This window comes from Paenibacillus sp. 1A_MP2 (genome assembly GCF_052244825.1).
Taxonomy (GTDB): Bacteria; Bacillota; Bacilli; order Paenibacillales; family Paenibacillaceae; genus Paenibacillus; species Paenibacillus vandeheii.
In genome coordinates this window covers 6,649,735-6,675,979 of record NZ_JBQQCS010000001.1, presented here as the reverse complement: position 1 = coordinate 6,675,979, position 26,245 = coordinate 6,649,735, and the positions used below count along the sequence as shown (strand labels likewise).

General features: G+C 49.2%; 20 protein-coding genes and 3 pseudogenes. 19 read left to right on the top strand and 4 right to left on the bottom strand.

Annotation, left to right across the window (positions count from 1 at the left end; all coding sequences use genetic code 11):
- Nucleotides 1–67: 67 nt before the first annotated feature.
- On the bottom strand, nucleotides 68–826 hold the full coding sequence (locus ACTWJ7_RS32790; RefSeq protein WP_079348788.1) for a tryptophan-rich sensory protein: 759 nt from the start codon (nucleotides 824–826) through the stop codon (nucleotides 68–70).
- Between the two features lie 715 nt (nucleotides 827–1,541).
- Here ACTWJ7_RS32790 and ACTWJ7_RS32785 point away from each other — a divergent pair.
- The gene (locus tag ACTWJ7_RS32785; RefSeq protein ID WP_301882111.1) at nucleotides 1,542–2,489 is read left to right on the top strand and encodes an arsenic resistance protein; all 948 of its coding nucleotides are present in this window, start codon (nucleotides 1,542–1,544) and stop codon (nucleotides 2,487–2,489) included.
- An 83-nt stretch (nucleotides 2,490–2,572) separates the two neighbouring features.
- Here ACTWJ7_RS32785 and ACTWJ7_RS32780 read toward each other — a convergent pair whose 3' ends face one another.
- Nucleotides 2,573–4,240, bottom strand: a complete 1,668-nt coding sequence (locus tag ACTWJ7_RS32780) for a response regulator transcription factor (RefSeq protein WP_443146266.1) — start codon at nucleotides 4,238–4,240, stop codon at nucleotides 2,573–2,575.
- A gap of 5 nt (nucleotides 4,241–4,245) precedes the next feature.
- A complete protein-coding gene (locus ACTWJ7_RS32775) occupies nucleotides 4,246–6,072 on the bottom strand; it encodes a cache domain-containing sensor histidine kinase (protein WP_301881851.1) in 1,827 nt (608 codons plus the stop codon).
- Nucleotides 6,073–6,215: 143 nt separating this feature from the next.
- On the opposite strand from ACTWJ7_RS32775, the gene ACTWJ7_RS32770 reads away from it, so the two are divergent.
- From ACTWJ7_RS32770 to ACTWJ7_RS32685, 18 genes and pseudogenes are all read left to right on the top strand, one after another.
- Entirely contained in the window at nucleotides 6,216–7,097 is an 882-nt protein-coding gene (locus tag ACTWJ7_RS32770) for a carbohydrate ABC transporter permease (RefSeq protein WP_024632174.1), read from the top strand.
- A complete protein-coding gene (locus tag ACTWJ7_RS32765; RefSeq protein WP_301881849.1) occupies nucleotides 7,098–7,934 on the top strand; it encodes a carbohydrate ABC transporter permease in 837 nt (278 codons plus the stop codon).
- A gap of 438 nt (nucleotides 7,935–8,372) precedes the next feature.
- On the top strand, nucleotides 8,373–9,671 hold the full coding sequence (locus tag ACTWJ7_RS32760) for an ABC transporter substrate-binding protein (protein ID WP_301881848.1): 1,299 nt from the start codon (nucleotides 8,373–8,375) through the stop codon (nucleotides 9,669–9,671).
- 398 nt (nucleotides 9,672–10,069) lie between these two features.
- Nucleotides 10,070–10,690, top strand: coding sequence for a TetR/AcrR family transcriptional regulator (locus tag ACTWJ7_RS32755; RefSeq protein ID WP_301881846.1), 621 nt, complete (start codon nucleotides 10,070–10,072; stop codon nucleotides 10,688–10,690).
- Between the two features lie 78 nt (nucleotides 10,691–10,768).
- Entirely contained in the window at nucleotides 10,769–12,619 is a 1,851-nt protein-coding gene (locus tag ACTWJ7_RS32750; RefSeq protein WP_443146265.1) for an SDR family oxidoreductase, read from the top strand.
- Between the two features lie 395 nt (nucleotides 12,620–13,014).
- Complete coding sequence (locus ACTWJ7_RS32745; RefSeq protein ID WP_443146264.1) at nucleotides 13,015–13,992, top strand: DUF1177 domain-containing protein; 978 nt, start codon at nucleotides 13,015–13,017, stop codon at nucleotides 13,990–13,992.
- Between the two features lie 73 nt (nucleotides 13,993–14,065).
- A complete protein-coding gene (locus ACTWJ7_RS32740; protein ID WP_079348794.1) occupies nucleotides 14,066–14,737 on the top strand; it encodes an AroM family protein in 672 nt (223 codons plus the stop codon).
- Nucleotides 14,738–14,756: 19 nt separating this feature from the next.
- Nucleotides 14,757–15,709: pseudogene (locus ACTWJ7_RS32735) on the top strand (aminopeptidase).
- 224 nt (nucleotides 15,710–15,933) lie between these two features.
- The gene (locus ACTWJ7_RS32730) at nucleotides 15,934–16,566 is read left to right on the top strand and encodes an aspartate/glutamate racemase family protein (protein ID WP_443146263.1); all 633 of its coding nucleotides are present in this window, start codon (nucleotides 15,934–15,936) and stop codon (nucleotides 16,564–16,566) included.
- A gap of 402 nt (nucleotides 16,567–16,968) precedes the next feature.
- Nucleotides 16,969–18,132 (top strand): PucR family transcriptional regulator ligand-binding domain-containing protein, encoded by a 1,164-nt coding sequence (locus ACTWJ7_RS32725; protein WP_443146262.1) that lies wholly within the window; start codon nucleotides 16,969–16,971, stop codon nucleotides 18,130–18,132.
- Nucleotides 18,132–18,335 (top strand): hypothetical protein, encoded by a 204-nt coding sequence (locus ACTWJ7_RS32720; RefSeq protein WP_443146261.1) that lies wholly within the window; start codon nucleotides 18,132–18,134, stop codon nucleotides 18,333–18,335. Before ACTWJ7_RS32725 ends, ACTWJ7_RS32720 begins: the two co-directional genes overlap by 1 nt.
- Nucleotides 18,314–18,499 carry a helix-turn-helix domain-containing protein gene (locus ACTWJ7_RS32715; protein WP_443146449.1) on the top strand — a complete coding sequence of 62 codons (186 nt, stop codon included), beginning with the start codon at nucleotides 18,314–18,316 and terminating at the stop codon, nucleotides 18,497–18,499. The genes ACTWJ7_RS32720 and ACTWJ7_RS32715 overlap by 22 nt, the downstream gene beginning before the upstream one ends.
- Nucleotides 18,500–18,811: 312 nt before the next feature.
- Entirely contained in the window at nucleotides 18,812–19,822 is a 1,011-nt protein-coding gene (locus tag ACTWJ7_RS32710; protein ID WP_179132763.1) for an ABC transporter permease, read from the top strand.
- A gap of 51 nt (nucleotides 19,823–19,873) precedes the next feature.
- Nucleotides 19,874–20,749, top strand: coding sequence for an ABC transporter permease (locus ACTWJ7_RS32705; protein ID WP_079348914.1), 876 nt, complete (start codon nucleotides 19,874–19,876; stop codon nucleotides 20,747–20,749).
- Between the two features lie 261 nt (nucleotides 20,750–21,010).
- Nucleotides 21,011–22,594, top strand: a complete 1,584-nt coding sequence (locus tag ACTWJ7_RS32700; protein WP_079348798.1) for an ABC transporter substrate-binding protein — start codon at nucleotides 21,011–21,013, stop codon at nucleotides 22,592–22,594.
- Between the two features lie 96 nt (nucleotides 22,595–22,690).
- A pseudogene (locus ACTWJ7_RS32695) lies at nucleotides 22,691–24,027 on the top strand (M20 family metallopeptidase).
- 114 nt (nucleotides 24,028–24,141) lie between these two features.
- On the top strand, nucleotides 24,142–25,119 hold the full coding sequence (locus tag ACTWJ7_RS32690) for an ABC transporter ATP-binding protein (protein ID WP_079348800.1): 978 nt from the start codon (nucleotides 24,142–24,144) through the stop codon (nucleotides 25,117–25,119).
- A pseudogene (locus tag ACTWJ7_RS32685) lies at nucleotides 25,116–26,076 on the top strand (ABC transporter ATP-binding protein). The gene ACTWJ7_RS32690 and the pseudogene ACTWJ7_RS32685 overlap by 4 nt, the downstream one beginning before the upstream one ends.
- On the opposite strand, the gene ACTWJ7_RS32680 reads toward ACTWJ7_RS32685, so the two are convergent.
- A complete protein-coding gene (locus ACTWJ7_RS32680) occupies nucleotides 26,073–26,207 on the bottom strand; it encodes a hypothetical protein (protein ID WP_301881843.1) in 135 nt (44 codons plus the stop codon). The pseudogene ACTWJ7_RS32685 and the gene ACTWJ7_RS32680 sit on opposite strands and share 4 nt — an antisense overlap.
- Nucleotides 26,208–26,245: the final 38 nt, after the last annotated feature.

Here is a 26,245-nt window from a genome sequence, read left to right as displayed (position 1 = left end):
AAAAAGCCGATTTTGGTCACAGTTCACACATGACCAGAATCGGCTTTTTTATATGAACAGATCGGGATTAATCCCGATCCTGATTACGGGCGAAGAACAGCCATACCGCATAAATGGCCAGTACGATCGCAATGATAATTGCCGTATAATATACGGAAGTAACGTCTTTTTGTTTGAGTGCAATGGCAATGTATGCCCATGTAAAGACAAGTGGGTACACACTATCCCGGTAAGGAAAGCTCACCAGTACAGCCAGCACCAGACCTACAATTAACATGATGATAGTCCAGGTGGGTTCACTGAGTCCGAAGCCATCCCAGCCGACTTTATATAATAATACAGCCGCATTGATAATGGTTGCCACGCTCACCCACCCAAGATATATGCTGAACGGCAGCTTCACGAGCCAGATTTCGGCAGTTGTGGGAAGGGTGATTGCACGCGTCTTTACATACAACATGATCAGGGATAGCAGCAGCAGAACGATGACGACTAACGCGAGGCCGATTTTGAGATTTTGAAAAGCAAAGATCCACGCTACATTAAAGGCACAGCTTGCTAGAAACCAGTAACCGAGACGGGTAATGGAGTCCCTTTTCCAAGAAGAGGGAACGAATTGATAGATGACAAAGCCTGCGAGCAGCAGATAGATCAGTCCCCATATGGAGAAAGCATAGCCCGAAGGGGTAAGCAATACAGGGTACATATCCGAAACTTCCTTGTTGGTCCTGCCTCCGATCGGGAGTGCGTTGGAAAGGTAGTTTACGACGATAACAGCGATAAACCCAATCGCGTTTAACCACTTGTACGGATTGTTACGTGACATTGAGTTTCCTCCTTGGTTTTACAAAAATGAATGAACCACGGGTCAGTCTACAATGAATATACCCAGTTCTTTTGCATTCTAATAAGAAGCCGCAAAAAATTCACAGGATCGTTGTCTGGCTATCCTGCGGTTTGCCGCTCTCTTATTCTCTTTGTTACGTCTCAATGTACGCTGGTTGAAGCAGAAATATGTTAATACAAAGGACTTCTGTCCTTATTAATATAGCTGGTAAGTTTATCTATATTCGTTCACAACGATCTGCTATACTCAAATTTAGGACAAATGTAATCGGTGGGAAGACACGGCGAAGCTGCTCCGAAAGGAGGTGGAGCCGTGTCCCTTGATTTGATCGTGAAGATTCTGGACGCTTTATTAAAGATCGTCAGTATTTGTGCTGGCGTGAGAACTTTATTCAGCGTAAAGAAGACACGTAAGAACAAGAAAAACCACCGACGATAGGTTGGCCCCTTAATTCGGTGGTTTTTCATGCATTTGAAATTCGCGCCGTGGTCACCCATCGGTCTTTTGTCTGGATATCCGCAATGTTAGCGCATTGCGGATATTTTCATATTACCCAGAACTGCTTTCTAATATGACAATAACATATACTACAACTCACTACAACTCACTATAAACGTACGATTATTACTTTGATGTTATGACATAAGGCTAATTTCTCAGAGGGAGAGGAAGATGGTTGTTTACAAGAGAAACGATGGAGAAGCAACAAACGTGGTTTTATATTGCTGCCCTGCTTGTAGGAGCAGCGATTGGACTGGGTACCTCTGAATGGGGAACAGCACTGCATTATACGGTTTCGCCTGTGCTTGCCATTTTGCTATATAGCATGTTTGCACAGATTCCTTTTTTACAGTTAAAAGAATCCTGGTCCAACCTGCGATTTATCGGTGCTTTGCTGGTCGCTAATTTTATCATTGTACCTGTAGTTGTGTGGTTGTTAACCCTGGCATTTCCGCAACCTCCTGCCGTACTCATAGGCGTTTATCTGGTGCTGCTTACCCCTTGCATTGATTACGTCATTGTTTTTACACAGCTGGGCCGGGGCAATGAGAAATTGATGCTGGCAGCAACGCCAATCCTGTTTGTTATACAAATGGTTTTATTACCGGTATATTTGTGGTTGTTCATTGGGAAGGAGGCAGCACAGGTCATGCAGGTGGGGCCTTTCGTAGAAGCTTTTCTATTCCTGATCGTAATACCGTTGCTGTTGGCTATTCTTACGCAAGTATTGACCCGAGGCAAAGCCGGAGGAGAACGGGTGATGAACGCGACCGCTTGGCTGCCTGTACCCATGATGGCTCTGGCATTGCTTGTTGTTGTCGCATCGCAGATCGGGAAGGTTTACAATGATTTTGCTGTAATTGTGGATGTTCTGCCCATCTATATTATTTTTCTGATCGTTACGCCCTTCCTGTCAAGAATGGTTGCGGCTCTATTCCGATTGGATACAGGTGCAGGCAGGGCCGTTATTTTCAGTGCAGGGACCCGAAATTCGCTCGTCGTTCTGCCATTGGCACTAGCACTGCCCCCGGAGTGGGCCACAATTGCTGCCGCTGTAATTGTAACGCAGACGATTGTGGAATTGGCGGGTGAGTTGATCTACATTCGTATTGTTCCTTCCGTCATACTGCGGGATCGCTGATCCCATAGAAAGAAAAAGGGGCTATCCCAGAGCCATGAACAATGGCGGGATGCCCCTTTACAATTCAACGAATAGAGCACGCTTTATTTAGTGAAATTTTCACATATTTCCGGAGACTCATTAAGCATTTCCGTCAGACAACGTTTTGCGGTACTCCCCCGGGTGATACCCTCCATTTTTTTGAACACTTTGCTGAAATACTTCTCGTCCTGATAGCCGACCATCTCCGAGATCTTTGCAATTCGTAGGAAAGGGTTCTGTAACAGCAGCTTGGCGTTATTGATTCGCAGCTTGCCCAAATACTCCGACCAGTTTAGCCCAAACTGCTGCTTGAATTTGCGTGAAATATATTCGCGACTCAGGTAGAACCGAGCAGCAATCTGCTGCAGAGACAGGTCCTCCTGATAATGGGCATCCATATAACGTGCAATCTCACTCATCGGGTCCGGTGTGGCGTGATGATGTGCAGTGAGGGCCTTTCCGGCTGCGAGCAGCCGCTGTTCCAGCAGAGAGCGAAGCAAAGGGAGTGATAACAGTCCTTCACGATCCAAAGGTAACTCGGCGAATGGAATCGGTTGTTCCTCTATCGCTTCATCTTCGTCCTTCGGTGGGGCGCCTGCGGCATCGTCGAGCCAACGGCCAATCATCCATTCCATTTCATCCACCCATTGCTGTATCTGCTCCGCTGTTACTACATCGAGCCGGGTGATGGGTTCCATCCACTCTGCAACCGCATTGGACACGCTGGTAGCGCGCCCGCTCATAGACGCGAGTCGTAAGGACTCCTCAAAGGCGGATAACCGCAGCCCCTTGTTTCCGATGGAGGACTCCAATGTATCGTGAATACACTGCTTCATTTGTAAGGCATTGCGTCGCCATAACCGCAAGCTTGCTTCCTGATATGCTCCCGAGGTTCCGGTAGGGTGAAATTCACAGCTGGATATTCCAAAATGAAGGCGGCGCTGGATGGTCTGCTCCAGACCATCATTCACTTTTTCGAGAATGGTTTGCAGGGATGAACACTGACCCCAGTACAGGAGAACGACCTCATCCGGTTGGTCAAGCTGGCGAAACACGACACCTTCGGCAGGTGGAGATAACATCTCTGCACAGATATTCAGTACGGAGAATACGAGCAGATCAGGCTGGCTGCGATATTTTGCCAAACATTGAGCATCGAGATGGGAAAGGCTGGTGACAGCCACACTGCAACTGTCGATCTGCTTGGGCAGATTTAATTCATCCCGCAGCCGCTGGAATTGGGTATTGTTGCTTCCACGTCCAACGACAAGCTCAGTGAGCAGTCTGTCATGATAATGCGGACGCATCTGATCGACCACCATGGATTGTCTTGTGGACTGCATCCGAACGGCATCGGCTTCTTTCCAGGCATCGACTGCCCTAAACAAAGATGAATTCAGTTCGTCTGCTTCGACTGGCTTGAGCAGGTAGTCCGTACCACCATATCGAATCGCATGTCTGACAAGTTCAAAGTCATCATAACCGCTGATAACCAGTACCTTGCTATGCGGGGCATGAACAGATATCCATTCAAGCAGTGCCATACCATCCTTGCCAGGCATTCGCATATCGCTGAGTACAATTTGCGGTTGATGAGCCGTGATGGCAGCGACCGCTTCGTGACCATCTGCCGCTTCATACAAGGTATCAATTCCTGCGGCTTCCCATTGACCAAGCAGCTTAATTGCATCGCGGACGTGTTTTTCATCATCGACAATCAAGGCTTTCATGTTGTTCACTCTCCCGCGTATAGTTTGACTATAATCTCTACACCATTCGGTTCCAGATTGCCGATCGTAAGCGTCGCATTGTATCCCGGAGGTGAGTTCAGTTGGAGCCTGCGCATCACGTTACGTAGTCCGATCGACTCGGTCTCGTCCATTTCCTGAGAGGAATCGGAGGATGTGGATGCCAGACGCAAGCTACGCTGAATCTCGGACCACTTCTCTTCCGGGATGCACGGTCCGTTATTTTCCAGATGAATCTGAATCCAATCGTCAGGCGTTCGGTGACTGGATATGCGTATCCTGCCTTTGCCAGGCTGAACATCGGCCCCATGCTTGAAGTAATTCTCAATTAAAGGCTGTAAGGTCATTCTTGGCATTTCGGCGCGCAAGGTATCTTCGGCAAAATCCAGTTCGACCTCCAGACGGTCACCGAACCGCTCTTTTTGAAGTTCCAGATAGAGCCGTGCATGCTCGGCTTCTTCGTGCAAAGTGACCCGAGTCTGGTCACGCATGCTGTAGCGCAGCATTTTGGATAGGGAAGAGAGCAGCACATACACCCGCTGTCCTTGCTGTTGAAGCGCCAAAGTACCGATGGATTGCAATGTATTATACAAAAAATGGGGATGAATCTGGGCTTGCAGCGCTTTAAGCTGATTCGTTTTATTCGCAATTTCCAGGCGATATTCCCGCAAAATCAAATTGTTCACTGTATCCATCATATCCCGGAAATGACGAGACAGTACACCGATCTCATCCCGACTCGTTAACCGGATATCCACATGCAGGCGTCCTGCCTGAATCTGATTCATATAACGCATTAATTGCTTCAGGGGTCCGGTGATGCGAATCGAGATGAACAGGGTTGCCACAATGACCAATAACAGCGCCGCAAGGGCGATCATGGCGTTATTCCACGTTAATGTGGTGGCACTTGCGTACAACGTTTCATTCGGAATCTGTTTTACAATGGTCCAGTTTGCAAATGGACTGCCTAACTGCTGGTACACATACATCGAATGATCTTGTTCAAAATGCCCTGACACGGTCTGTGCTGTCCCTTGGTCGGAACGTGCCAAATTGAGTTCAGTCGCCGCCTCCTGTCGTAATGCTTCCGTTCCACTAACTTCCGACTTTCCTTCGTAAATAATCTGGTTCTGATTGTCGATGACATAGATCTGTTCCTTTGCCGGATCATACAATCTGCTGCAAATTTCGGCAATGGTATCCATGTTCAAATCGATGGCGAGCGCACCCAAGCGTTCGGTCGAAGGCACATCCTTGATCACACGGTGGAGGGTGATCACTGTTCTTGGAGGGTCATCTGCTGACGCCGCCTTAAAGCCGTAGGAATGACTAAGATGCGCTGATTCGACCCAGATATCCTGACTTTTGTCGTCCGATCTTCCATGAAGCGTGTCGGAGTAGGCCTGTTTGCGCTCTTCCCGCTTCGGGAAAGGATTTGCAATCAATGTCGATTGATTGGCAGCAAAGGAGTGCAGATATAGCTGGAATACATCGGGCACAGCCGAGCGTATCGTCTGCAGGGTAGTGTATACCTCGGCAACTGCACGATAGTCGCCGGGGATTTTCGCCAAATTCCGCAGAAAATTCGGATCATTGTACACAGCCAGCGACGCTCTTGCCACGTTATCGACGTAATTGTTCAGATTGGTGGACGCCTGAAAGATCAGGCGTTTGTTCTCGGCGACAGCCTGCTCGCGCAGGGCGGTCTTGGTCTGGATGAACGTCATGCTGATGGATGCCAGCAATGGAATCGTTGTGGCAATGAGCATAAAAGCAATTAGCTTGGTGCGAATACTGTAGTATTTTGACATCGTGACACCCCTTCTGGTTGCAGGTTAAGAAAGGACAATATTTTACACCCAACTGTTCACCAGGGTCGGTGTTTCCCTGCGCGAGATTGGGGTTTAATAGAACAAGAGACCAATTTCATCCATCTATAGAAGGGGAGAACGATATGAAGCATCGCAAATCTTCACAGCTGTTACAGCAGCTTGTGTTCGTGGGTCCCTCCATCGTCTTTTTTATTCTCATTATCGTGGTCCCTTTCCTGCTTGGCATGGTGTATTCCTTTACCGACTGGAACGGGGTGTCAGCGAACATTCATTGGGTAGGATTCGACAATTTCAAGCAAATTTTCTCGAATGATCCCAAGTTTCTATCTGCGTTTTGGTTTACGGTACGCTTCACCTTGGTTGGTGTAATCTTGACCAATGTGATCGGTTTTTTCCTGGCGTATTTCCTGACCAAACCGCTCAAGACGAGAAACTTTCTGCGCACGATCTTTTTTATGCCTAACGTGATCGGTGGATTGTTGCTCGGCTTTATCTGGCAGTTCATATTTGTGAAAGGGTTTTCAGCAGTAGGCGACGTGACCGGATGGTCCTTCTTCAACCTCCCTTGGCTGGGAGATGAACCGACCGCCTTCTGGGGTATCGTCATTGTATTTGTCTGGCAGACTGCAGGTTATCTAATGGTCATCTACATCTCGTCCTTGACCAACGTATCACCCGATCTGCTGGAAGCTGCTGAAATTGATGGTGCCAGCCGCTGGCAGGTACTGCGCAGCATTATTTTCCCACTCATTATGCCGGGAGTCACGATCTGTCTGTTCCTTGCCATCTCCTGGTCATTCAAAATGTTCGATCTCAATCTGTCACTAACCAAAGGCGGACCGTTTGGATCAACAGAGTCGGTAGCACTGAATATTTACAATGAGGCTTTTGTTAACAATCGGTACGGCATCGGTACAGCCAAAGCACTTGTGTTCTTCGTAATCGTTGCCATTATCACCATGATTCAGGTGCGTGTGACGAAGAGCAAGGAGGTGGAGGCATAGATGGAAACGTCAAAAAATTATCGCTTCAGTACCATTGTAACCGAGATTGTTATGATACTCATTGGTTTAATGTTCCTGGTTCCGTTTTACTTCCTGTTTGTTAATTCGGTCAAAACATTCGGTGACCTGCTTACCAATTCGGCCGCATGGCCGGAAGTGTTCCAATGGGGCAACTATGCGAATGCCTGGGAGAAAATCAAATTCCCGTCAGCGCTGATGAACTCGCTCATCGTCACCGTAGTCAGCAATCTGCTGCTGGTGTTGATCAGCTCCATGGCCGCCTACCGAATGGTACGCAGCGATACCCGGTTCAACCGGATTCTGTTTGGCATGTTCATTGCCGCCATGGTGATTCCGTTTCAGTCTATCATGATTCCACTCGTTACTGTAACCAGTAATCTTGGACTGATCGACAGTCTGTTCGGACTCATCATCTGTTATCTCGGTTTTGGCGCACCGATGTCCATCTTCCTGTTCCACGGATTCGTCAAATCGGTTCCGCTCGAAATTGAGGAAGCGGCACGAGTGGATGGAAGCTCCGCTTACGGCGTGTTCTTCCGGATTGTATTCCCGCTCATGAAGCCGATGTATGTTACCGTCATTATCCTGAATACACTTTGGATCTGGAATGACTATCTGCTGCCATCCCTGATTCTGCAAAGCTCCAATTTGCGTACCATTCCGATTGCGACCTTTGCGCTCTTCGGACAATATACGAAGCAATGGGATCTAGCCCTGCCTGCACTGGTGCTTGGCATCATGCCAATTATTATCTTCTTCCTGCTGATGCAGAAATACATCATTCAGGGGATTACCGCCGGATCAGTTAAAGGGTAAGTGCGAGGGGGTTGTGCGGCTCCGGGATCATGTGGGGGAGTGAGAGGGCGGACCGCTCCGGGATCATGTGCGCTTTCGGTCGCTGTTGCTCCTCGGTGGCCTGAATGAATTAAGGCAAGGAAGCCACCGAGTATCAAAGGCGAGCGCTCCGCTCCTCCAGCGCATCATGATCCCTCCGCTCCGACCTCGCACGGTGGGTGCAAAGGGAGTCATGCCCGCATAGCATGCGCCTGACTTCTGAAGAGAAATGAACAAGTGCAAAAAGTTCAAAAAGGGAAGATCAAGTAAGAAAAGATGTAAGGCAAAATGGTAAGGCAAAGAGGTATGCAAGAGCGGGCCGCTCCGGGATCATGTGCGCTTTCGGTCGCTGTTGCTCCTCGGTGGCTGAATAAAGCCAACAAGCTGTTATACTGAAACTACTATAGGGAGAGTGTATGTATGAAAAGAATGACCAAGTTGACGTTGCTTATGCTAATTGCTTTTTCCGTAATGCTCGCAGGTTGTGGCAACGGAGATAAGAGTGGAAGTCCTGTTAACACAGACGCCCAAGGTGGCGGTGAGGCAGCAGCAGGGGACAAAACCATTAAAATCTTTCAATATAAAGTCGAAATTGCGGAAGCGCTTAACCGTCTCAAAGCGGAATACGAGAAATCCCATCCAGGCATCAAGCTGGACATTCAGACTGTGGGTGGCGGCAGTGACTACGGCGCTGCATTGAAAGCCAAGTTCGCTTCAGGCGAACAACCGGACATTTTCAACGTTGGTGGATATCGTGAACTGGACACATGGCTCGAATACTTGGAAGACCTGTCAGGTGAGGCATGGGTAAAAGATGTGCTTGATGTGGCCAAAGAGCCGATGACCAAAGACGGCAAACTGTATGGACAACCGCTGGCGCTGGAAGGTTATGGCTTCATTTATAACAAAGACCTTTTCCAAAAAGCAGGCATCACTGAAATTCCAACCACATTGGAACAATTGGATCAGGCTGCACAGAAACTTCAAGCCGCAGGTATTACCCCGTTCTCCAATGGATATCAGGAATGGTGGGTACTCGGGAATCATAACGTAAACGTGGCATTTGCGAATCAGGCAGATCCGGTGAAATTTATCCAAGGTCTTAACGAAGGCACAGAGAAAATCCCTGGTAACCAAGTGTTCACAGATTGGATGAACATGCTCGACTTGACGCTGAAATACAGCAACAAAAACCCACTGACAACTGATTACAATACACAAGTGACTCTGTTTGCAAGTGGAGAAGCGGCGATGATGCAGCAAGGGAACTGGACTCAGGTACAGATTGATGGAATTGATCCGAATCTGAATCTCGGCATTCTACCAATGCCAATTACGAATGAACCGAATGACAAATTGTTCGTTGGCGTACCGAACTACTGGGTTGTGAACAAGAATTCGCAAGTGAAACCGGAAGCGAAAGAGTTCCTGGAATGGCTCGTGACATCGGATATCGGTAAACAATACATGACCAAAGAATTCAAGTTTATCCCTGCGTTCAGCTCAATTCAGGCATCCGAAGAGGATCTGGGTGACCTCGCAACTGATATTATGAAATACAGTCAGGAAAATAAAACGTTAAGCTGGAACTTCAACCGTTTCCCTGAAGGTGTTCCACAAGAATTCGGCAGCACGATTCAAGCGTATGTGGCAGGCAAATCTGACAAAAAAGCCCTGCTTGATGCATTGCAACAAAACTGGGATAGTCTGAAAAAGTAAACGAACACGGATCACTTATCCGTATAAGTAAAGTATGAGGATCTCAACCTTGAATCGTTATCCACATACTAGTATCCACAGGCTTAAATTCATTTCGCAAATGATTGGATAAGTAGTCCACTCTAATAGGTCAGCCAGAATTCCATTCTGGTTGGCCTGTTTTTTTAGTTTTGGGGCTCCCCGATCGCAGATCGGAAGAATAATGCTTCAGAAATGTGGATAACCCCATCGTATCTAGCCTCTCATTGACATATTTAACACAGGGTTAATACTATATGTGGATATCCTGTGTGTACAACGTTCCAAATGTGGACAAGTGCGACAAATTTCGGGCAAAGAGCATCTTTTGTTAACGGCAAAACTTGTATTTGTTTAATTAGTACTGTATAGTTCTAAATATGACAAATGAAAAATCAATCTCCGGATCTTTAAAATCCAAGAGTTCCAATCCGGTCAATCGGACCAAGGCAGTGGAAGTAGCCGCTCAGTTATTTTTGCGTCAGGGATACAGCTATGTCAGCATGGACGAGGTCGTGCGGGTAAGCGGCGTATCCAAATCGAATATCTATTATCATTTCAAAAACAAGGAGGAATTGCTCCAGGCTGTGGTGCAATACTGGATTGCCCAGTATGAATCTGAAATATACCTGCTGCTCAGTCAGCGTGAACGAGAGGTGACAGAACGAATCTATTCGTTTATAGCATCACTATCAGCAGGCATGGAAGGGCGCGATTATAAAGGAAGCTGCCCATTTATTACACTGTATATGCAGACACCAGCCAGCGCGCCCGAAGTGAAAGAAAGTATAGCCCGCTTTTTCCGGGATCTGCAGCCGATGATGGAAAAGCTGTTACAGCAAGGACTGGATCGTGGAGAATTCCGTAAAGGAATTGAACCGGGACCGGCGGCTTCATTATTTATTGCGGCTTTGGAAGGGTCCCTTGTACTCGCGGAGACTGCGCGCGATATAGGGATTATTGAACAATCAGCACGTACATTTTGTCAAATGCTTCGGTAAACGAAGCTCTTTTTTTGCATACAACTAGTACTAAATAGTACTAAATAAGATAGAGCTAAAAAGGGAGAGAGATTAGAAATGAGTATACATCATTCATCATTATCAAATGCAGAACGTAAGACCGGTCCTTATCAGGCTAAGAACAACATAGCGACTCAATCAACCACTATTTTGATGACAGGAAGTACCGGATTTATAGGTAAGGAGGTAGTGAAGCAACTTGGGGACAGTGAGGCCCAGTTATTGCTGTTTGTACGCTCTGAATCCAAAGCGAGGAAGGCTCTTAAAGCATACGGAATGACGGATTTCAGCCGAATAATCTGTATTCAGGGAGATCTGTCAGCCCCAGGTCTGGGTCTAACCAAAGCTGATCGTGAGCGTGCTCTTCAGGCCAACATCATTATTCATGCAGGTGGAACGATGGATGTCACATTGCAATCGAAGGTGGCAGAAAAGATTTTTATGAATGGAGCAAGAGGCATTGCCGAACTCGCCGAAGATATTCAGCGCAAACACGGATTGAGGCACTTTATCCACGTGGTTGGTTTTATGAGTCCATATGGAAGGAAGAACTCTCCGCCCATATCATCAGCCAATGGAGATGCTGAGGATAAGTCGAACAGACAGAAATCATGGATGAGCAAAGCGTTCCATTCCGAAAGTGCCTATGAGCATATGAAATTCGAAGCGGACCGTTATATTCGACAGCACGCTGAGCAGCATTCATATGTCTTATCTGTTGTAAACCCGAGTACGGTCGTCGGTCCATATCCCACAGGTGCAACTGAACAAACCGGCGGAATTGGCATGATGATACAAGCGATGAGAAGGCGTAGAATGCCGGTGATTCCTGGTGGCCTACAGCATTGGCTGCCCCTTGTATCCAATGATGTGGTGGCACAGACTCTCGTTTTTCTAACTCAGGACAGCAATCCATCCGGCGGCACATATCCCTTGTTGTCCAGAAAAGCTGACAGTCCGGATATGAAGGAACTGATTCGGTTACTTGCGGCAGAGTTGGATGTATCTGCACCTCGATGGTCAGTGCCTCTGCCCATGATCCATGCAGCGATGAAGGCTGGTGGCACAAAGATCAGCGGAATACCGCCCGAATCAATCGCGTTTATTACCAAACAAGAGTTTGAAGTGCAGCAGACGGAGCGGTTATTTCAGCGAATGGGACTAAAGTTGCCTGAAGTTAGCGAGCTATTGCCTTACGTGACAGCCGATTTGGATTATCGTTTCAGCTATCCTGCACAGAATGATCTGCCTCAAGGCTGGACTCGGACGCGCAAGGGCAATCTGGCGGTGCTGGTCCATGAGGGTCAGGGTGACCCATGGGTGATTGTTCATGGTTTGATGAGCAGTGCTGACGATATGATTTCTCTGGGAGATGCGTTATGGAGTATGACGGGAAACCCGGCATGGCTTGTGGATCTTGCCGGATTTGGGCGTTCTCCAGTTCATCGGAACAGGGGAAAAGGGATGGCTTTCAAAGGACAGGTCGAGGCGGTTCGAAGTGTTCTGAATGAGGTACAAGGTCCAGTCAAACTGATAGGACATTCCGTTGGGGCATCGATAGCCGCAATGGTCATGCAGGAGAGTGTGAGGGAACATATTCAGCTCGCCATGCTGCAACCCGTGTGGGGAGAATCGAAGGACAGAATACAGCGCCTGATATCAAAGTTCCCGAGAAGAATGCTGCAAGGAATGTTATCACGGATGACCCCACAGCAAGTGGTCGAGCAGCTAAAGAGCACAGATGCTTCTGAGATCAATCCAACCCTGCTGGAAGGCTATGCAAGGAGAGCATCTTCTGGTTTGAAGTCTCCCGCATCGCAGGAGCGAATGCTGATTTGCTCCACTGGATACAGTCCCATCCAAACGATAAAGTCTCTCAGACGAATGCGCAAGCGCAACGTACCCTAATGGTTTGGGCGATAAACGATATGGGATACTCACGCCCCGAAAATATCCATTCATCCGTCCAACAAGTGGAACTTCCCTATGGACACCAATTTCCCCTGTTTCATGCGGAGGAAACGGCTTCACTGCTCGTGAAATGGCAAATGAACAGAAGGTAAGCGTAGAATTGAAGTGTGCATTCCCAAAATCACACCATATTCAGGGCACTCCATAATAAAATGTTAAATTATATTACACATACAGTTAGATAAAATGAATGAAAGCGTTATTTTCACTCCCATTTATACTTGTCGCACAATAAAACGATGCTCATTTTGGCAAGGCGGTACATTGTGACCCTCTTCTGAACTGCGATAGACTTGATTTCAAGATCAACAGCTAAGAGGAGGATGTGTACGATGCCACTTCAAAAAACGTTATTGGCACTGGACGCGCTGGACAGCGCTTATGTAAATGGTGAGAGTGTAAAGCAATTATTTGTTCAATATCCACAGGTTTCGGTTGAAGTGCTGACGGTACAAGGGGAAAAGGGAAGTACGGATTTTGTCAAAATCATCATCCCCGGTACGGACGGCAAGTTGTCCGGAGGGCAGGCCCCGACGATGGGAATTGTCGGACGGCTGGGTGGAATTGGTGCCCGTCCAACACGCATCGGACTCGTGTCGGATGCCGATGGCGCCGTCGCTGCTGTTGCAGCAGGACTGAAGCTGGCCGATATGCAGACCAAGGGCGATTCGCTCAAGGGAGATGTCATTGTGACGACGCATATCTGTCCGGATGCACCTACTCTTCCGCATGAGCCGGTTGATTTTATGGACTCCCCGGTCGACATTTTGCAGATGAATGAGCATGAGGTTCTGCCCGAGATGGAAGCCATCCTGTCCATTGATACCACCAAAGGAAACCGGGTGATTAACCATAAAGGCATCGCCATTTCGCCAACGGTGAAAGAGGGATACATTTTACGGGTAAGTGACGATTTGCTTCGAATCATGGAGATGACCACAGGGCAGCTACCGGTGACTTTCCCGATTACGACGCAGGATATTACTCCTTATGGCAATGACTTATACCATATCAATTCCATTTTGCAGCCAGCTGTGGCTACCCATGCACCCGTTGTAGGCGTAGCTATAACCGCTCAATCTGCAGTCCCGGGATGCGGCACAGGAGCGAGCCATGAGGTTGATATTGCAAGCGCAGTTCGTTTGGTCGTGGAGACAGCCAAGGAATTCACGAATGGCACCTGTTCGTTCTACAACGAGGAGGAATATAACCTGATTACTCGTCTGTATGGATCGATGAAAGTGCTTCAGACCCGGGGATACAGCAGGCCGCTCCTTCTGCATAGTTTAATCCGAGAAGGTCACGATTGATGCGGCAGGTAGAAAGGCTGCTATGGATAAACGTGGCATCTACCAGCCGATCTGATATGTAGGAGGCTATAAGATGATTAAGCAGCTTGGCATGATTACGATTGGACAAGCTCCACGGACCGATGTTGCGCCTGTCATCGAGAAGCATCTGGAGGGGCGGGCCGAACTTGTTCAGGTCGGGTTGTTGGACGGACTGTCGGCAGCACAGATCGCTAAGCTGGCACCGGAGCCTGGTGATTATGTCCTGACTTCCCGACTGCTGGACGGCAGTTCAGCCATCGTATCCCGTGAAAAAATCAGGCCGATATTGGATCGCAAAATCCGTGAGATCGAAGCCTTGGGCATCTCCAATATTTTGTTGCTGTGCACAGGTTCATTCCCGGGTCTGCGTTCAGCCAAGGTGCACCTTATTGAACCTGATCGCATTATTCCTCCAGCGGTACAGGCCATGGCCGATGGGCGACGTCTCGGGCTTATCGGGCCATTACCCGAGCAAGGGGGACAGCTCGATCTGAAGTTTTCTTCCCTGGTCCAGCCTGCATTTGCCGCAGCTTCTCCCTACACATCCGGCGAAGCCGAATTCCGTCAGGCGGCTGAATCACTGAAGGGACGTGTTGAACTCATTTTACTGGATTGCATGGGGTATGATGAGCGCCACCGTCAGTGGGTTGCCAATGCCAGCGCAGGAATCCCGGTCATTTTGTCGAATGCTCTAATGGGTAAGCTAGTAGCGGAAATGGTCTGACACAGGAGGAGACGAACAGATGAATCAGCAACGAATTGACGTCAGTAAAAATGTTTTGGTGGAATGCCTTGGACTTCGCAGTGGTGAGACGCTGGCTGTCGTGGCGGATGATGCCAAGAGAGAACTGGCCGAATCCATATATGAGGCGGGCAAGGCATTGGGAGCAGATGTGGTGCTTATGGTGATGAAGGAACGAAGCAAATCCGGTGAAGAGCCGCCTGCACCGATCGCCGAAGCGATGAAGCGTGCAGATGTTGCCGTATGCGTAACCCGCTATTCACTAACCCATACGCAGGCTCGTAAACAGGCGGCAGCTGCTGGAACTCGGGTAGCGACGATGCCGGGTATGACGGACGATATGTTCATGAACGGCGCTATTACCGCAGAATATCCCAAGGTGAAGGCTTTGACAGATAAGGTCACAGCCATGCTAAGTGCAGGCAGCAGCGTCCGCATCGAGAAAGATGGACACCAGCTGTCGTTCTCCATACAGGGACGCAATGGCGTACCGAGTACAGGAATGTACCTCAAGCCAGGTGAGTCCGGCAACTTGCCTTCCGGTGAAGCGTATATCGCCCCCGTTGAAGGCATTGGAGAGGGTGGAATTTTGGTGGACGGCTCAATCGCAGGAATAGGTGCGATCAGCGAACCTGTTCTATTGACGGTTAGAGAGGGCCGCCTTGTTACGGCAACTGGCGCTGAAGGAGACAAGTTGTTATCCATGCTGGGCGAAGGTGATGGTCGAATTCTTGGAGAATTCGGCGTTGGTACCAATGACAAGGCTCGAATTACAGGTGTTGTCCTGGAGGACGAAAAGTGTACGGCACCATTCATGTTGCTTTTGGCAGTAACAATACCTTTGGTGGCACAGTTGCAGCTGGTGTTCATATTGATGCCGTTGTGCAGAAGCCGGATGTGTACATTGATGATGTGTTGATTATGCGTCAGGGAGAATTGCTTGATCAGAAATAGAGCAGGAAAATCAAAGATATCCTTGTGGATCAAAGAAAAGGTGTATGAGAGCGTACACAACATATCCACAATGGAGACCGATACGTAAATTACGCGGTAGTTTTGGCGACAAATACACAACATATTCACAATATATAAATAGTTATCCACATAACTGGGGGTAACTATCAACAGTTTGTGGGTAACATATGCACAAGATATCCACAGCCTGGGGAGGAATGCCGATGTTGGGTCTTATCAGAGTGATTACGCTTCATCATGAAGAGGATATCCACAGACACGGGGCATTGATTGAAGGGCGATATGGCGTTCCGGTTCGGAGTTGCTGTATTCCCGATCAACCGCTGGGGGTATATGATCAGGCCACAGAGCTTCAATCGATTCCCAAAATTGTGGATCTGGCGCGGGAACTCGAACAGGAAGGCTGTACCGCTATCGGTATCAGTTGTGCAGCCGATCCAGCTCTCGCAGACATACGTTCCGCTGTTCACATCCCCGTCTATGGTGCTGGATCATGTGCTGCACATCTTGCGCTTACTTCAGCAGCGCGAGTAGGCGTATTGACCATCCTGAAGGAAGTGCCACTCCTGATTCGAGGAATACTGGGTGATGCCTATATTGGGATGGAGCGTCCCGAAGGTGTGGTAACTACGCTGGATCTCAACACGCCACAGGGGCGAATCGCAGCTATGGAAGCAGCCAGAAGACTGAAGGCGGAAGGTGCCGAGTCCATCGTTCTTGCGTGTACCGGTTTTGCCACGATGGGTTTCGCCATAGAAGTGGAAAAAGAACTGCATATCCGAGCGCTTGACCCGATCTATTCATTAGGGGCAGCCGTGTCTGCATTGAATGTGTGATCAAGGGCTTGCGGGATGTGTGCTATTGGCTGACTTTTAGGTTTGTAGGGTTTGTTTCTAACGCCGATGCTAGGTGGAATAACTGCATCGGCGTTATTTATGTTGGATAAAGGGTTGCCGGGTCTGATGGGAGGAGCGCGGCGAATGTATGCAAAGGGGGATGTATAATTTATTCTGTTTTATTTTGATGTGGCGCGATAAAGCAATGAGTTTATTTTTAATGTGATTAACTACATCTAACAACGTATTATTGTTACTTTATTTTGTGAAATCATTTCATTTTATATGGATATCATAGAATTTCCCGTTTTTTTTGAATAGATAGTCTGGTAAACTATCCAAAAAAATGAGATGCAGTATGCAAGAATGATATGCAAATCTGGCTCAGGGTGGTCGATAGGCTTGAAAACGACAGGTATAACATTGAAAGAACTGTTGAATATTCCTATACTCAGCAAGGCCAAAGTCATTAGCGGACACCAGGGATTGGATCGGGTTGTGCGGTTCGTGGATATTATGGAGGTGCCCGATCTGCAAGGATGGTTGCGAGAAGGCATGCTTATGCTGACAACAGCCTACTCAATTCGCGATAATCCAGGGCTGCTCGGAGAACTGATTTATACGCTTAATGAAGCCGGGGCTGCTGCTTTGGCCATCAAGCCAGCGCGTTTCCTCAAAGAAATCCCGAAAGAAGCCGTTGCAGCCAGTAATGACTGCGGTCTGCCCATCATTGAGATTCCTCCGGAAATACCATACATGGATATTACGCAGCCTGTTATGGAATTGGTACTGGATCGACAGGCCGCACTGCTTCGCAGGTCAGAGGAAGTATATCGGACGCTGATGACCATGGTGCTTGAAAACAGCGGGATTCAGGCTGTAGGAGACAATGTGGCTGAACTACTTCAGGCACCTGTAGGTGTTATTGATAATGCGGGACAGATGATTGTGTCTTCACCACCGGATTATGACTGGAAGGAAGCTGTGGACCCACTTGTATGGGAGATTAATCTGGATCGGCGCATGGTTGCCCGGCTGCTGGTGGACAAGGACTCCCTGGATGAGATGGAACAAGTCGGAATTGAACAGGCCAGACTGGTACTATCGCTGGAATTGATGAGGAACAAGGTGGCGGAAGATACCGAATTGCGTCTTCGAGGCAATTTCATCGACGAGCTGCTGACACCCCCTCTACTGTTACCGCATGAAGCTGAATCGAGAGGTCGCAAGCTCGGCATGAATCCGGAGCATTTATGGGAAGTGGCCGTGATGGAAGGGGAGACGGCTCCGGATGAAGACCTGTTGACCGAATTGCTTGGTCAGGAGGCCAGAAAACGGAGAGTAGCGCCTCATATTGAATTCCGGACCAACAGGGCAGTCCTCTTTTGCCAACACCGGAATCCAGGGATGCAGTGTGGATGGATGACGTTCAATCTTGGACCGATACCATTGGGCTATGGCTCGAAGATCCGGCCAACAAGCTTGGACAGTTCAGGACAGGCGTGGGCACCCAGGTTCCACTTTGGAATATGCATCAAAGCTATGGCGAGGCCAGGAATGCCCTGATGGTATCCTCCCGTTTGTCGGGTGGGCGTACAACCCGGTTTGAGGATGTGGAGGTATATCATTTGCTGAGTGAAACGGCGAATGATCCGGGTTTTGCGGCATTGTTTGAGCGGAAGCTGGGAAAATTGCGGGCTTATGACGATGAACACAGTGGTGACTTGCTGCGGACCTTTTTTATTATCTGGAGAGCAGGGGGAGCCTGATCGAGACAGCAAATCGCCTCTATATTCACCGGAATTCCGTGAAATACCGGCTGGAGCGTATCCGGGATATTACAGGCTTCGACCTGAACCAGCCGCGTGAACAATTTGTATGTCATCTGTGTCTTGTGTATTACTACATGAAGCAGGATAAACAAGAGGTGTAGGTCCTGCCCATCGGGCACATGCTTCTACAGCAAAATCAACAATGGAGGATATGGTAGATATAGGTCGAAAAATAGCGAACTATGTCTTAGAGTGTAATTTAACATAACATTAATAGGAGACATTAGTGCACAATCGACAAACGGTTGTGCTTTTTTTTAGCTAAAAGGGACGTAGTTCGACGCAAGGATTATAGGTAAAATAAGCACAATTACAAAGAAGAGACGGATAAACAGACAAGTTTTTAAGACTGGGCCGTCCACAGAGAACCGTAAAACAGCAAGTGAGACATCAGAGTTAAAGGGGTTGATCGATTGTTTGCTTACACGCTCCGAAGGCTGCTGCAGATGATTCCGGCGCTGATCGGCATTGTGGTGATTACCTTCATCCTGTCCCGCGTTCTTCCGGGAGATCCGGCCATTGTCATGGCTGGCGAACAGGCCACGGATGATGTCATTGCCAAAATCCGAATGGACATGGGATTGGACAAGCCATTATTTGTACAATTTTTTAGCTACGTGGGACAGTTGCTTCAAGGCAATCTGGGCTTCGCCTACCATACTGGTCATACGGTGCTGAGTGATTTCGCCACCCGCTTTCCGGCAACCATTGAGCTGACGCTGGCCAGTGTGATTATAGCCATCTGTGTTGCGATTCCGGTAGGTATCATCGCCGCAACTCGAAAAGAGTCCTTTATAGATCACATCTCCAGAGTGTTCTCCCTGATTGGAGCATGTGTACCGATCTTCTGGCTGGGACTGCTATTTATTTACATCTTCTATTCCATCCTCGGCTGGGCTCCAGCTCCAATGGGACGTATCAGCGGAGACCTCAATCCACCGACGCATATCACCGGATTGTACGTGATAGACAGTCTTATGACTGGAGATATGGTTGCGCTCAAAAGCAGTCTTGCACATTTACTGCTCCCGGCAATATGCCTGAGCACAGGAACGATGGCGATAGTGGCGCGTATGACCAGATCCAGCATGCTGGAAGTCATCGGACAGGATTATGTGCGTACTGCACGAGCCAAGGGCTTGAGTGAAACCGCTGTCGTCGGCAAACACGCCCTGATCAATGCCCTGATTCCCACGTTGACCGTGCTTGGCCTTCAGTTCGGTGGATTACTCGGTGGTGCGGTAATTACGGAAACGATCTTTTCCTGGCCCGGTGTCGGTGGTTATGTCACAGATTCGATTTTGGCTGCCGATTATGCACCAATTCAGGCGTTCACACTCGTAAGTGCCATTCTGTTCAGCTTTATAAATCTGGCGGTGGATCTGGTCTATGGATTGATTGATCCACGAATCCGTTATGAATAGGGTCGCCGCGAAAGGAGGAGTACCGCTGTGAGTACTGCCGCACCGACTTCCATGGGAACTAAACCTGTACCAGCGGTTGTTCCTAAACCCAAAACCTTTCTGAGACTGTTGCTTCGCAATCGGCTCGCTGCCATTGGTCTGACCTTTATCGTCATGTGGACTGTCATTGCTGCTATTGCGCCCTGGATTGCCCCTTATGATCCGTACGTGACGAATACGGCCGTGAAGCTGGAATCCCCGTCAGGTGGTCACTGGTTTGGTACGGATAACTATGGCCGGGACATTCTGAGTCGTGTTCTGTATGGAGCCAGAATAAGCATCTGGACAGGCTTGATTGCCGTCAGCATCTCGTTTGTCATCGGGGTTCCGCTTGGTGGAATTGCTGCTTATTACGGTGGACGTACCGGCAATATCATTATGCGGGTGATGGATGTACTGCTTGCCTTTCCCTCGCTGGTCCTCTCCATGGCAATTGCGGCTTCCATCGGCAACGGACTGACGAGTGCCATGATTGCTGTAGGGATTGTCGGCATTCCTGAGTTTGCCAGATTGATGTATGGACAGACGGTATCCTTGCGCGAGAAGGAGTACGTGGAGGCCAGCAGAGCCATTGGTGTGAGGGACAGAGTAATTCTGTTTCGCCACATTTTGCCGAATGCTTTGGCACCCTTATTGGTACAGGCCACACTCGGTATGGGTTTTGCCATTCTGACGGCGTCCAGTTTGAGCTTTCTCGGTCTTGGTGTTAAACCGCCTACAGCCGAATGGGGAGCCATGATCTCTGAAGGTCGGGAGTATATCATTTCCGGACAATGGTGGCTCGTGACGTTCCCTGGGCTGGCTATAGCCACATCCATTCTTGGCTTTAACCTGCTCGGAGATGGTTTCCGTGATGTGCTGGACCCAAGGTTGCGTTCGGGAAAATAGAGGATGGTCATATCTGCCTCTACAGAACCGATTCATAGATAGCTGGATGGGGGAACCGATTTGCGGGGAATGCCTTGAGATAAAGGTGTGCAAGGTTCTATCACCACCGGCAGGCTGATCGAATGCTGCTGCGGTTGGTATCAGGAATATAGCAAGCTGCTTATCAGGTACTGGTGCACATATTCGCTCTGTCTAATAAAAGCTGCAACGTTTTACAGTATCACATCATAAGACTGGTTCAAAAAGGGGAGGAAACTAAAAATGAAAAAGCTCAAATGGTTTTCTGCAATGATTGCTCTTACCGTTGTTCTTGGCGGCTGTGCCAGCAATGCCAACCAGCAGCCTGCGGCATCCGGCTCAGGAGAGAATACGAAGCCCGCGCCTACACTGACGGTTGCTTACTCTGAGGGTGGAACCACAATGGACCCGGCGGAGGCGAATGACCTGACCTCGGATACATTGGTTCTGGCAACCTATGACCAGTTGGTAACCTATGGTGTCAAAACGGTAGATGGTGCTGACGTTGCCAACACAGAGGATATTCAGCCGATGCTCGCCGAAAGCTGGGAAGTGTCTGATGACAATATGACGTATACATTCAAAATCAAAAGCGGTTTGAAATTCCAAAGTGGAAATCCGGTCAATGCGGATGCAGTTGTGTACTCTTTTGACCGTGTGGCGAAGTCCAGCTCCGGCAGCTTTCTATACGGAATGGCGGACATTAAGAGTGTGACAGCCAAGGACGACTCCACAGTCGAGATCGTACTGAATAAAGCAAACCACATGTTCACCCAAATCATTGCCATGTATACCTTCTCCATTGTGGACCAGAAGTTGGTCGAGGAAAAAGGTGACGATTATTTGAAAACAAATGCTGCCGGATCAGGACCTTTCACGCTTGAAAAATGGGACCCGGCCAGTGAAGCAGTCTTCCAGGCCAACAACGACTACTGGCAAGGTGCACCGAAGCTCAGCAAAGTCACGCTGAAATTCACGAAGGAAGCCTCCAACCGTGTGCTGCTGCTGAACAAAAGTGACGTAGACATGGCGATCGAGATTCCTCCCAAAGATGTTGCGGCTTTGCAGGAGAACAGTAATTTGACGATCAAGTCGAATGCGAGTAACCGCATTTTGTTCTTCGCGATGAACAACAATGTCAAACCGTTTGATAATGAAAAAGTGCGTCAGGCCATCAGCTATGCGATCCCGTATGACCAATTAATCAACGATGTTATGTACGGTCAGGCCAAAGAGATGAAGAGTGCTGTAGCAAGCAACACACCAGGTTTTACGGATGCAGGCTATGTGTACGAGTACAATCTGGACAAAGCCAAGGAATTGTTGAAAGAAGCAGGTTATGCGGAAGGGTTCAGCTTTGACTTTACCCTCGGTTCCGGATTTGATGATTGGGAATATGACGCGGTTCTGATCCAAGCCGAGCTGGCCAAAATCGGTATCAAAATGAACATTAACAAAGTGGCTCGTGCTCAGTTCTTGGAACAGCAAAAAGACGGGAATTTAGTCTCTTACATTTCTAAATGGACTTCTTTTGTTAACGATCCTGGATACCACCTGGGCTTCCTGCTCTACGGTGAAGGCTCTTCCAACTACATTCATTACAACAATGCGGAAGTGAACAAACTGTGGGAAGAAGCAGGCTCCGAACCGGATCAGGCAAAACGCAACGAACTGTACATGAAGGCGCAGGAGATCATTACGACGGAAGCGCCATGGGCATATCTTTACGAGTACAACCGGGTTGTTGGCATGAACAACAAAGTCAGCGGATATGTGTATTACCCGGATGAGGTTCTCCGTTTCTATCCACTTAGCAAGAAGCAGTAATTGAACGGACGTCTCGGGGGACAGGCAATTATGCCTGTCTTCTGACGATTCGTATTGACCACAATACAACCCATATTTGGAAGGAGCCTGATCAGGATGGATTGGAAAAGGAAGGTACTTGAGGCAATTGAGGAAGGCCAGGACGAATTACTGGAGTTATGTTCACAATTGATCCGTTTTCCCACGGAGAATCCTCCAGGGGATTCGCGTGAGATTAGTGCTTTTATTATCGAATATCTGCATCAGGCTGGAATCGACACCAAAGTACACGCGGCAACGGAAACCATGTTTAACCTGATATCGACGTTGAATGGAGAAGGCGCAGACAAGTCAGATAAACATCTCATTTTCTGTGGTCATACAGACGTTGTGCCAGCCGGAGATCTCTCCCGTTGGGATTTTGATCCGTTCTGCGGCGAAATCAAGGACGGATACATGCTTGGACGCGGAGCATCCGACATGAAGGGCGGGCTTGCGGGCCTGATCTATGCAACGGTTATTTTGGCGAAGCTGGGTGTGCCTTTGCGTGGTGACCTGTCGCTGATGATTGTCCCGGATGAAGAAACAGGTGGTGATCTGGGGGTGCCGTGGGTGCTCGAACGTGGTCTTGCAACCGGAACCGCCGCAGTAATCGCTGAACCTTCCAGCCCGCAGCATCCAACGATTGGACAAAGGGGAGCTGCTGGTTCGAGTTCACGGTGGAAGGCACGCCGGGTCATGGCAGTTTGCAGCCCATTGTAGGGGATAACGCGATTGTGAAGGCAGCCAAAGGAATTGAAGCCTTGCAGCGGCTGTGGGACATCAAGCCGGACATCCCGGAAGAAGTAAAGGATATTATCCGCATCTCGCAGGAGTACGCGCGTGACCGCGAACAGGCAGGTCTGGCCTATCAGGTGTTCGACCATGTCACGGTAAATATCGGTTCAATTCAGGGTGGAACCAAGGTAAATGTGGTTGCGGATCGCTGCACTGTTCAGGTGGATTCGCGTGTCCCATTTGGTGTGGATTACCGGGATGTGCTCGACCGTGCCCGCTCGCTGCTGCTTGAAGCGGGAATTGAGTCAGAGCTGAAGCCGTTTGGGTTTCAGGGCAACGCAAACTGGACTCCAGCGCATGAACCGATCGTTAGCCAACTGGTGGAGAGCATCAGCGAAGTGAGCGGCGAAGAGGCGTACGGTGTGCTGCAATGGGCATCCAGCGATGCACGCCACTTCCGCAATCATCAGATTCCGGTCTTGCAATATGGTCCGGCAGAGCTGTCCACCATTCACAATTTTAATGAAAAAGCACCCGTGTGGCAGATTATCCAGTGCGCCAAAGTGTATGCGCTCAGCGCGCTTAAATATTTGGGTGTGGAAGGTCTGGAAGAGGAGTCCGCATCTAAGGTTTTGAACGATGCATCTTCGGAAGGAACTGCGACCTTCAACCGTTAATTCTTTTTGGGAGAGAAGGACGGTTGGAGAACCAAGCTGAACGAACGCAGAGTGGTAGGGACATGAGTACGGGTGTAGAAGATTCAGAATGTAATGGTATGGGAGGGGAACAACATGACTGCACTGCTCGAAGTTTCGGATTTGCGGACAGAGTTTATCACGGATGCAGGCGTCATCCGCGCCGTGGACGGGATCAGCCTTTCCATACGGCAGGGTGAGACGCTGGGTATTGTCGGGGAGTCGGGATGCGGGAAAAGTATTACCTCGTTATCGATTATGCAGCTGCTCCCCAAGAAGATCGGCCGTGTGGCGTCAGGACAAGTCCGTTTTCAGGGGAAAGACATGCTCAAGCTGTCCGGAAGGGAGATTCGCCGGATTCGGGGTAACCGAATGGCGATGATCTTTCAGGAGCCGATGACCTCGCTTAATCCGGTTTTCAAAGTCGGCAAACAAATTTCCGAGGCGGCACGATACCATCTGAAGCTGGGCAAAAAAGAGGCTTGGGCACGGTCGGTTGAGATGCTGCACAAAGTCGGCATTCCCCGCCCCGACAAAATTGCAGAACAATACCCTCACCAGCTCTCAGGCGGGATGCGCCAGCGGGTGATGATCGCGATGGCGATGGTATGCAGCCCGCAGCTGCTCATCGCGGATGAACCGACAACGGCTCTGGATGTGACCATCCAGGCGCAAATTTTGGACTTGATGCGTGACCTCCAGCGGACGGAAAATATGGCAATCATGATGATTACCCACGATCTTGGCGTTGTAGCTGAGATGTGTGATCGTGTCATGGTGATGTACGCCGGACAAGTGGTGGAAGAGACGGATGTCAAAACCCTTTTTGCCGATCCCAAGCATCCGTATACCCGCGGTTTGCTGGCTTCACTGCCACAGCTTGCGGGAGATCAGGATCGTCTTCAGTCCATTCCGGGTCAGGTGCCGAATCCGGCCCATATGCCGTCCGGCTGCCGTTTTGCCCCACGTTGTCCGGTGAAGGAAGCACGATGCGAGACGATACAGCCCGAATTACTGGAGACAGCACCAAGTCACAGCTGCCGCTGTTTGCTGCAGCAGGAGGGGATCATATGAGTGCGATATTGGAAGTCAGAAATCTGAAGAAGCATTATCCGATCCGCAAGGGCCTATTCTCCAAACAGGTCGGTGCTGTCAAAGCAGTTGATGGTGTTACGTTGTCTGTGGAGCGGGGTGAGACGCTTGCCGTGGTCGGAGAGTCCGGTTGTGGCAAATCCACCACAGGTCGTGCAATTTTGCGCCTGATTGAGCCGACGGATGGCGAGGTGTTCTTCGAAGGCAAGGATGTACGAAAGCTGCCCCAGAAGAGCTGCGCCGTTTCCGAACGGATGTGCAGATGGTGTTCCAGGACCCGTATGCCTCACTCGATCCGCGCTGGACGGTACAACGTACACTGGAGGAGCCGCTGATTACCCATCACAAGTTGGGGAAAAACGAGCTGAAAAGCCGAATCGAAGAGCTGATGGAAGTAGTCGGATTGTCTCCCTATCAGGCGCACCGCTTCCCACACGAGTTCTCGGGTGGACAACGCCAGCGGATCGGTATTGCTCGTGCCCTCGCCCTGAACCCGAAGTTCATCGTGTGTGATGAGCCGGTCTCTGCGCTGGATGTGTCCATTCAGGCACAGGTGCTGAACCTGATGCAGGATCTCCAGGAACAATTCGGACTGACGTATATGTTCATCTCTCATGATCTGTCCGTCGTCAAGTTCATCAGTGATCGTGTAGCGGTCATGTATCTGGGCAAAGTGGTCGAGCTTGCGCCCACATCTGAGTTGTTCACTGAGGCACTGCATCCGTATACCAAAGCATTGATGTCCGCTGTTCCGGTTCCCGATCCGAATGTGCAAAAGGAACGGATCGTCCTGGGCGGCGATGTGCCCAATCCGGAGAATCCCCCTCCGGCTGTACGTTTCATACCCGTTGTCCGTATGTGAAGGACGAATGCCGCTCTGTTATTCCGGATATGAGGGAGATTTCCCCGGGACGCCAGGTGGCGTGTCATTTGTATTAGGAAGGCTGAAAAGAACCAACCGAAGACACTTTCTTGTCCGCGAATCTGGTGGACATGAAGGTGTTTTTGACGTGGGTATCCTTGTCGAGACCGTTGTTCGATTCAAATGCTCTGCTCATCCATCGGGACACAAAATCGACATCCATCATTCCGCAGGTAAAAATTTATC

Bases quoted from the DNA above. Each gene is read 5' to 3' on its own strand.
- ACTWJ7_RS32780 (WP_443146266.1), bottom strand. From the start codon at position 4,240: ATGAAAGCCTTGATTGTCGATGATGAAAAACACGTCCGCGATGCAATT.
- ACTWJ7_RS32690 (WP_079348800.1), top strand. From the start codon at position 24,142: ATGACTGCACTGCTCGAAGTTTCGGATTTGCGGACAGAGTTTATCACG.
- ACTWJ7_RS32785 (WP_301882111.1), top strand. From the start codon at position 1,542: ATGGAGAAGCAACAAACGTGGTTTTATATTGCTGCCCTGCTTGTAGGA.
- ACTWJ7_RS32745 (WP_443146264.1), top strand. From the start codon at position 13,015: ATGCCACTTCAAAAAACGTTATTGGCACTGGACGCGCTGGACAGCGCT.
- ACTWJ7_RS32700 (WP_079348798.1), top strand. From the start codon at position 21,011: ATGAAAAAGCTCAAATGGTTTTCTGCAATGATTGCTCTTACCGTTGTT.
- ACTWJ7_RS32755 (WP_301881846.1), top strand. From the start codon at position 10,070: ATGACAAATGAAAAATCAATCTCCGGATCTTTAAAATCCAAGAGTTCC.
- ACTWJ7_RS32750 (WP_443146265.1), top strand. From the start codon at position 10,769: ATGAGTATACATCATTCATCATTATCAAATGCAGAACGTAAGACCGGT.
- ACTWJ7_RS32770 (WP_024632174.1), top strand. From the start codon at position 6,216: ATGAAGCATCGCAAATCTTCACAGCTGTTACAGCAGCTTGTGTTCGTG.
- ACTWJ7_RS32775 (WP_301881851.1), bottom strand. From the start codon at position 6,072: ATGTCAAAATACTACAGTATTCGCACCAAGCTAATTGCTTTTATGCTC.
- ACTWJ7_RS32790 (WP_079348788.1), bottom strand. From the start codon at position 826: ATGTCACGTAACAATCCGTACAAGTGGTTAAACGCGATTGGGTTTATC.
- ACTWJ7_RS32740 (WP_079348794.1), top strand. From the start codon at position 14,066: ATGATTAAGCAGCTTGGCATGATTACGATTGGACAAGCTCCACGGACC.
- ACTWJ7_RS32730 (WP_443146263.1), top strand. From the start codon at position 15,934: ATGTTGGGTCTTATCAGAGTGATTACGCTTCATCATGAAGAGGATATC.
- ACTWJ7_RS32760 (WP_301881848.1), top strand. From the start codon at position 8,373: ATGAAAAGAATGACCAAGTTGACGTTGCTTATGCTAATTGCTTTTTCC.
- ACTWJ7_RS32705 (WP_079348914.1), top strand. From the start codon at position 19,874: ATGGGAACTAAACCTGTACCAGCGGTTGTTCCTAAACCCAAAACCTTT.
- ACTWJ7_RS32765 (WP_301881849.1), top strand. From the start codon at position 7,098: ATGGAAACGTCAAAAAATTATCGCTTCAGTACCATTGTAACCGAGATT.
- ACTWJ7_RS32720 (WP_443146261.1), top strand. From the start codon at position 18,132: ATGGTATCCTCCCGTTTGTCGGGTGGGCGTACAACCCGGTTTGAGGAT.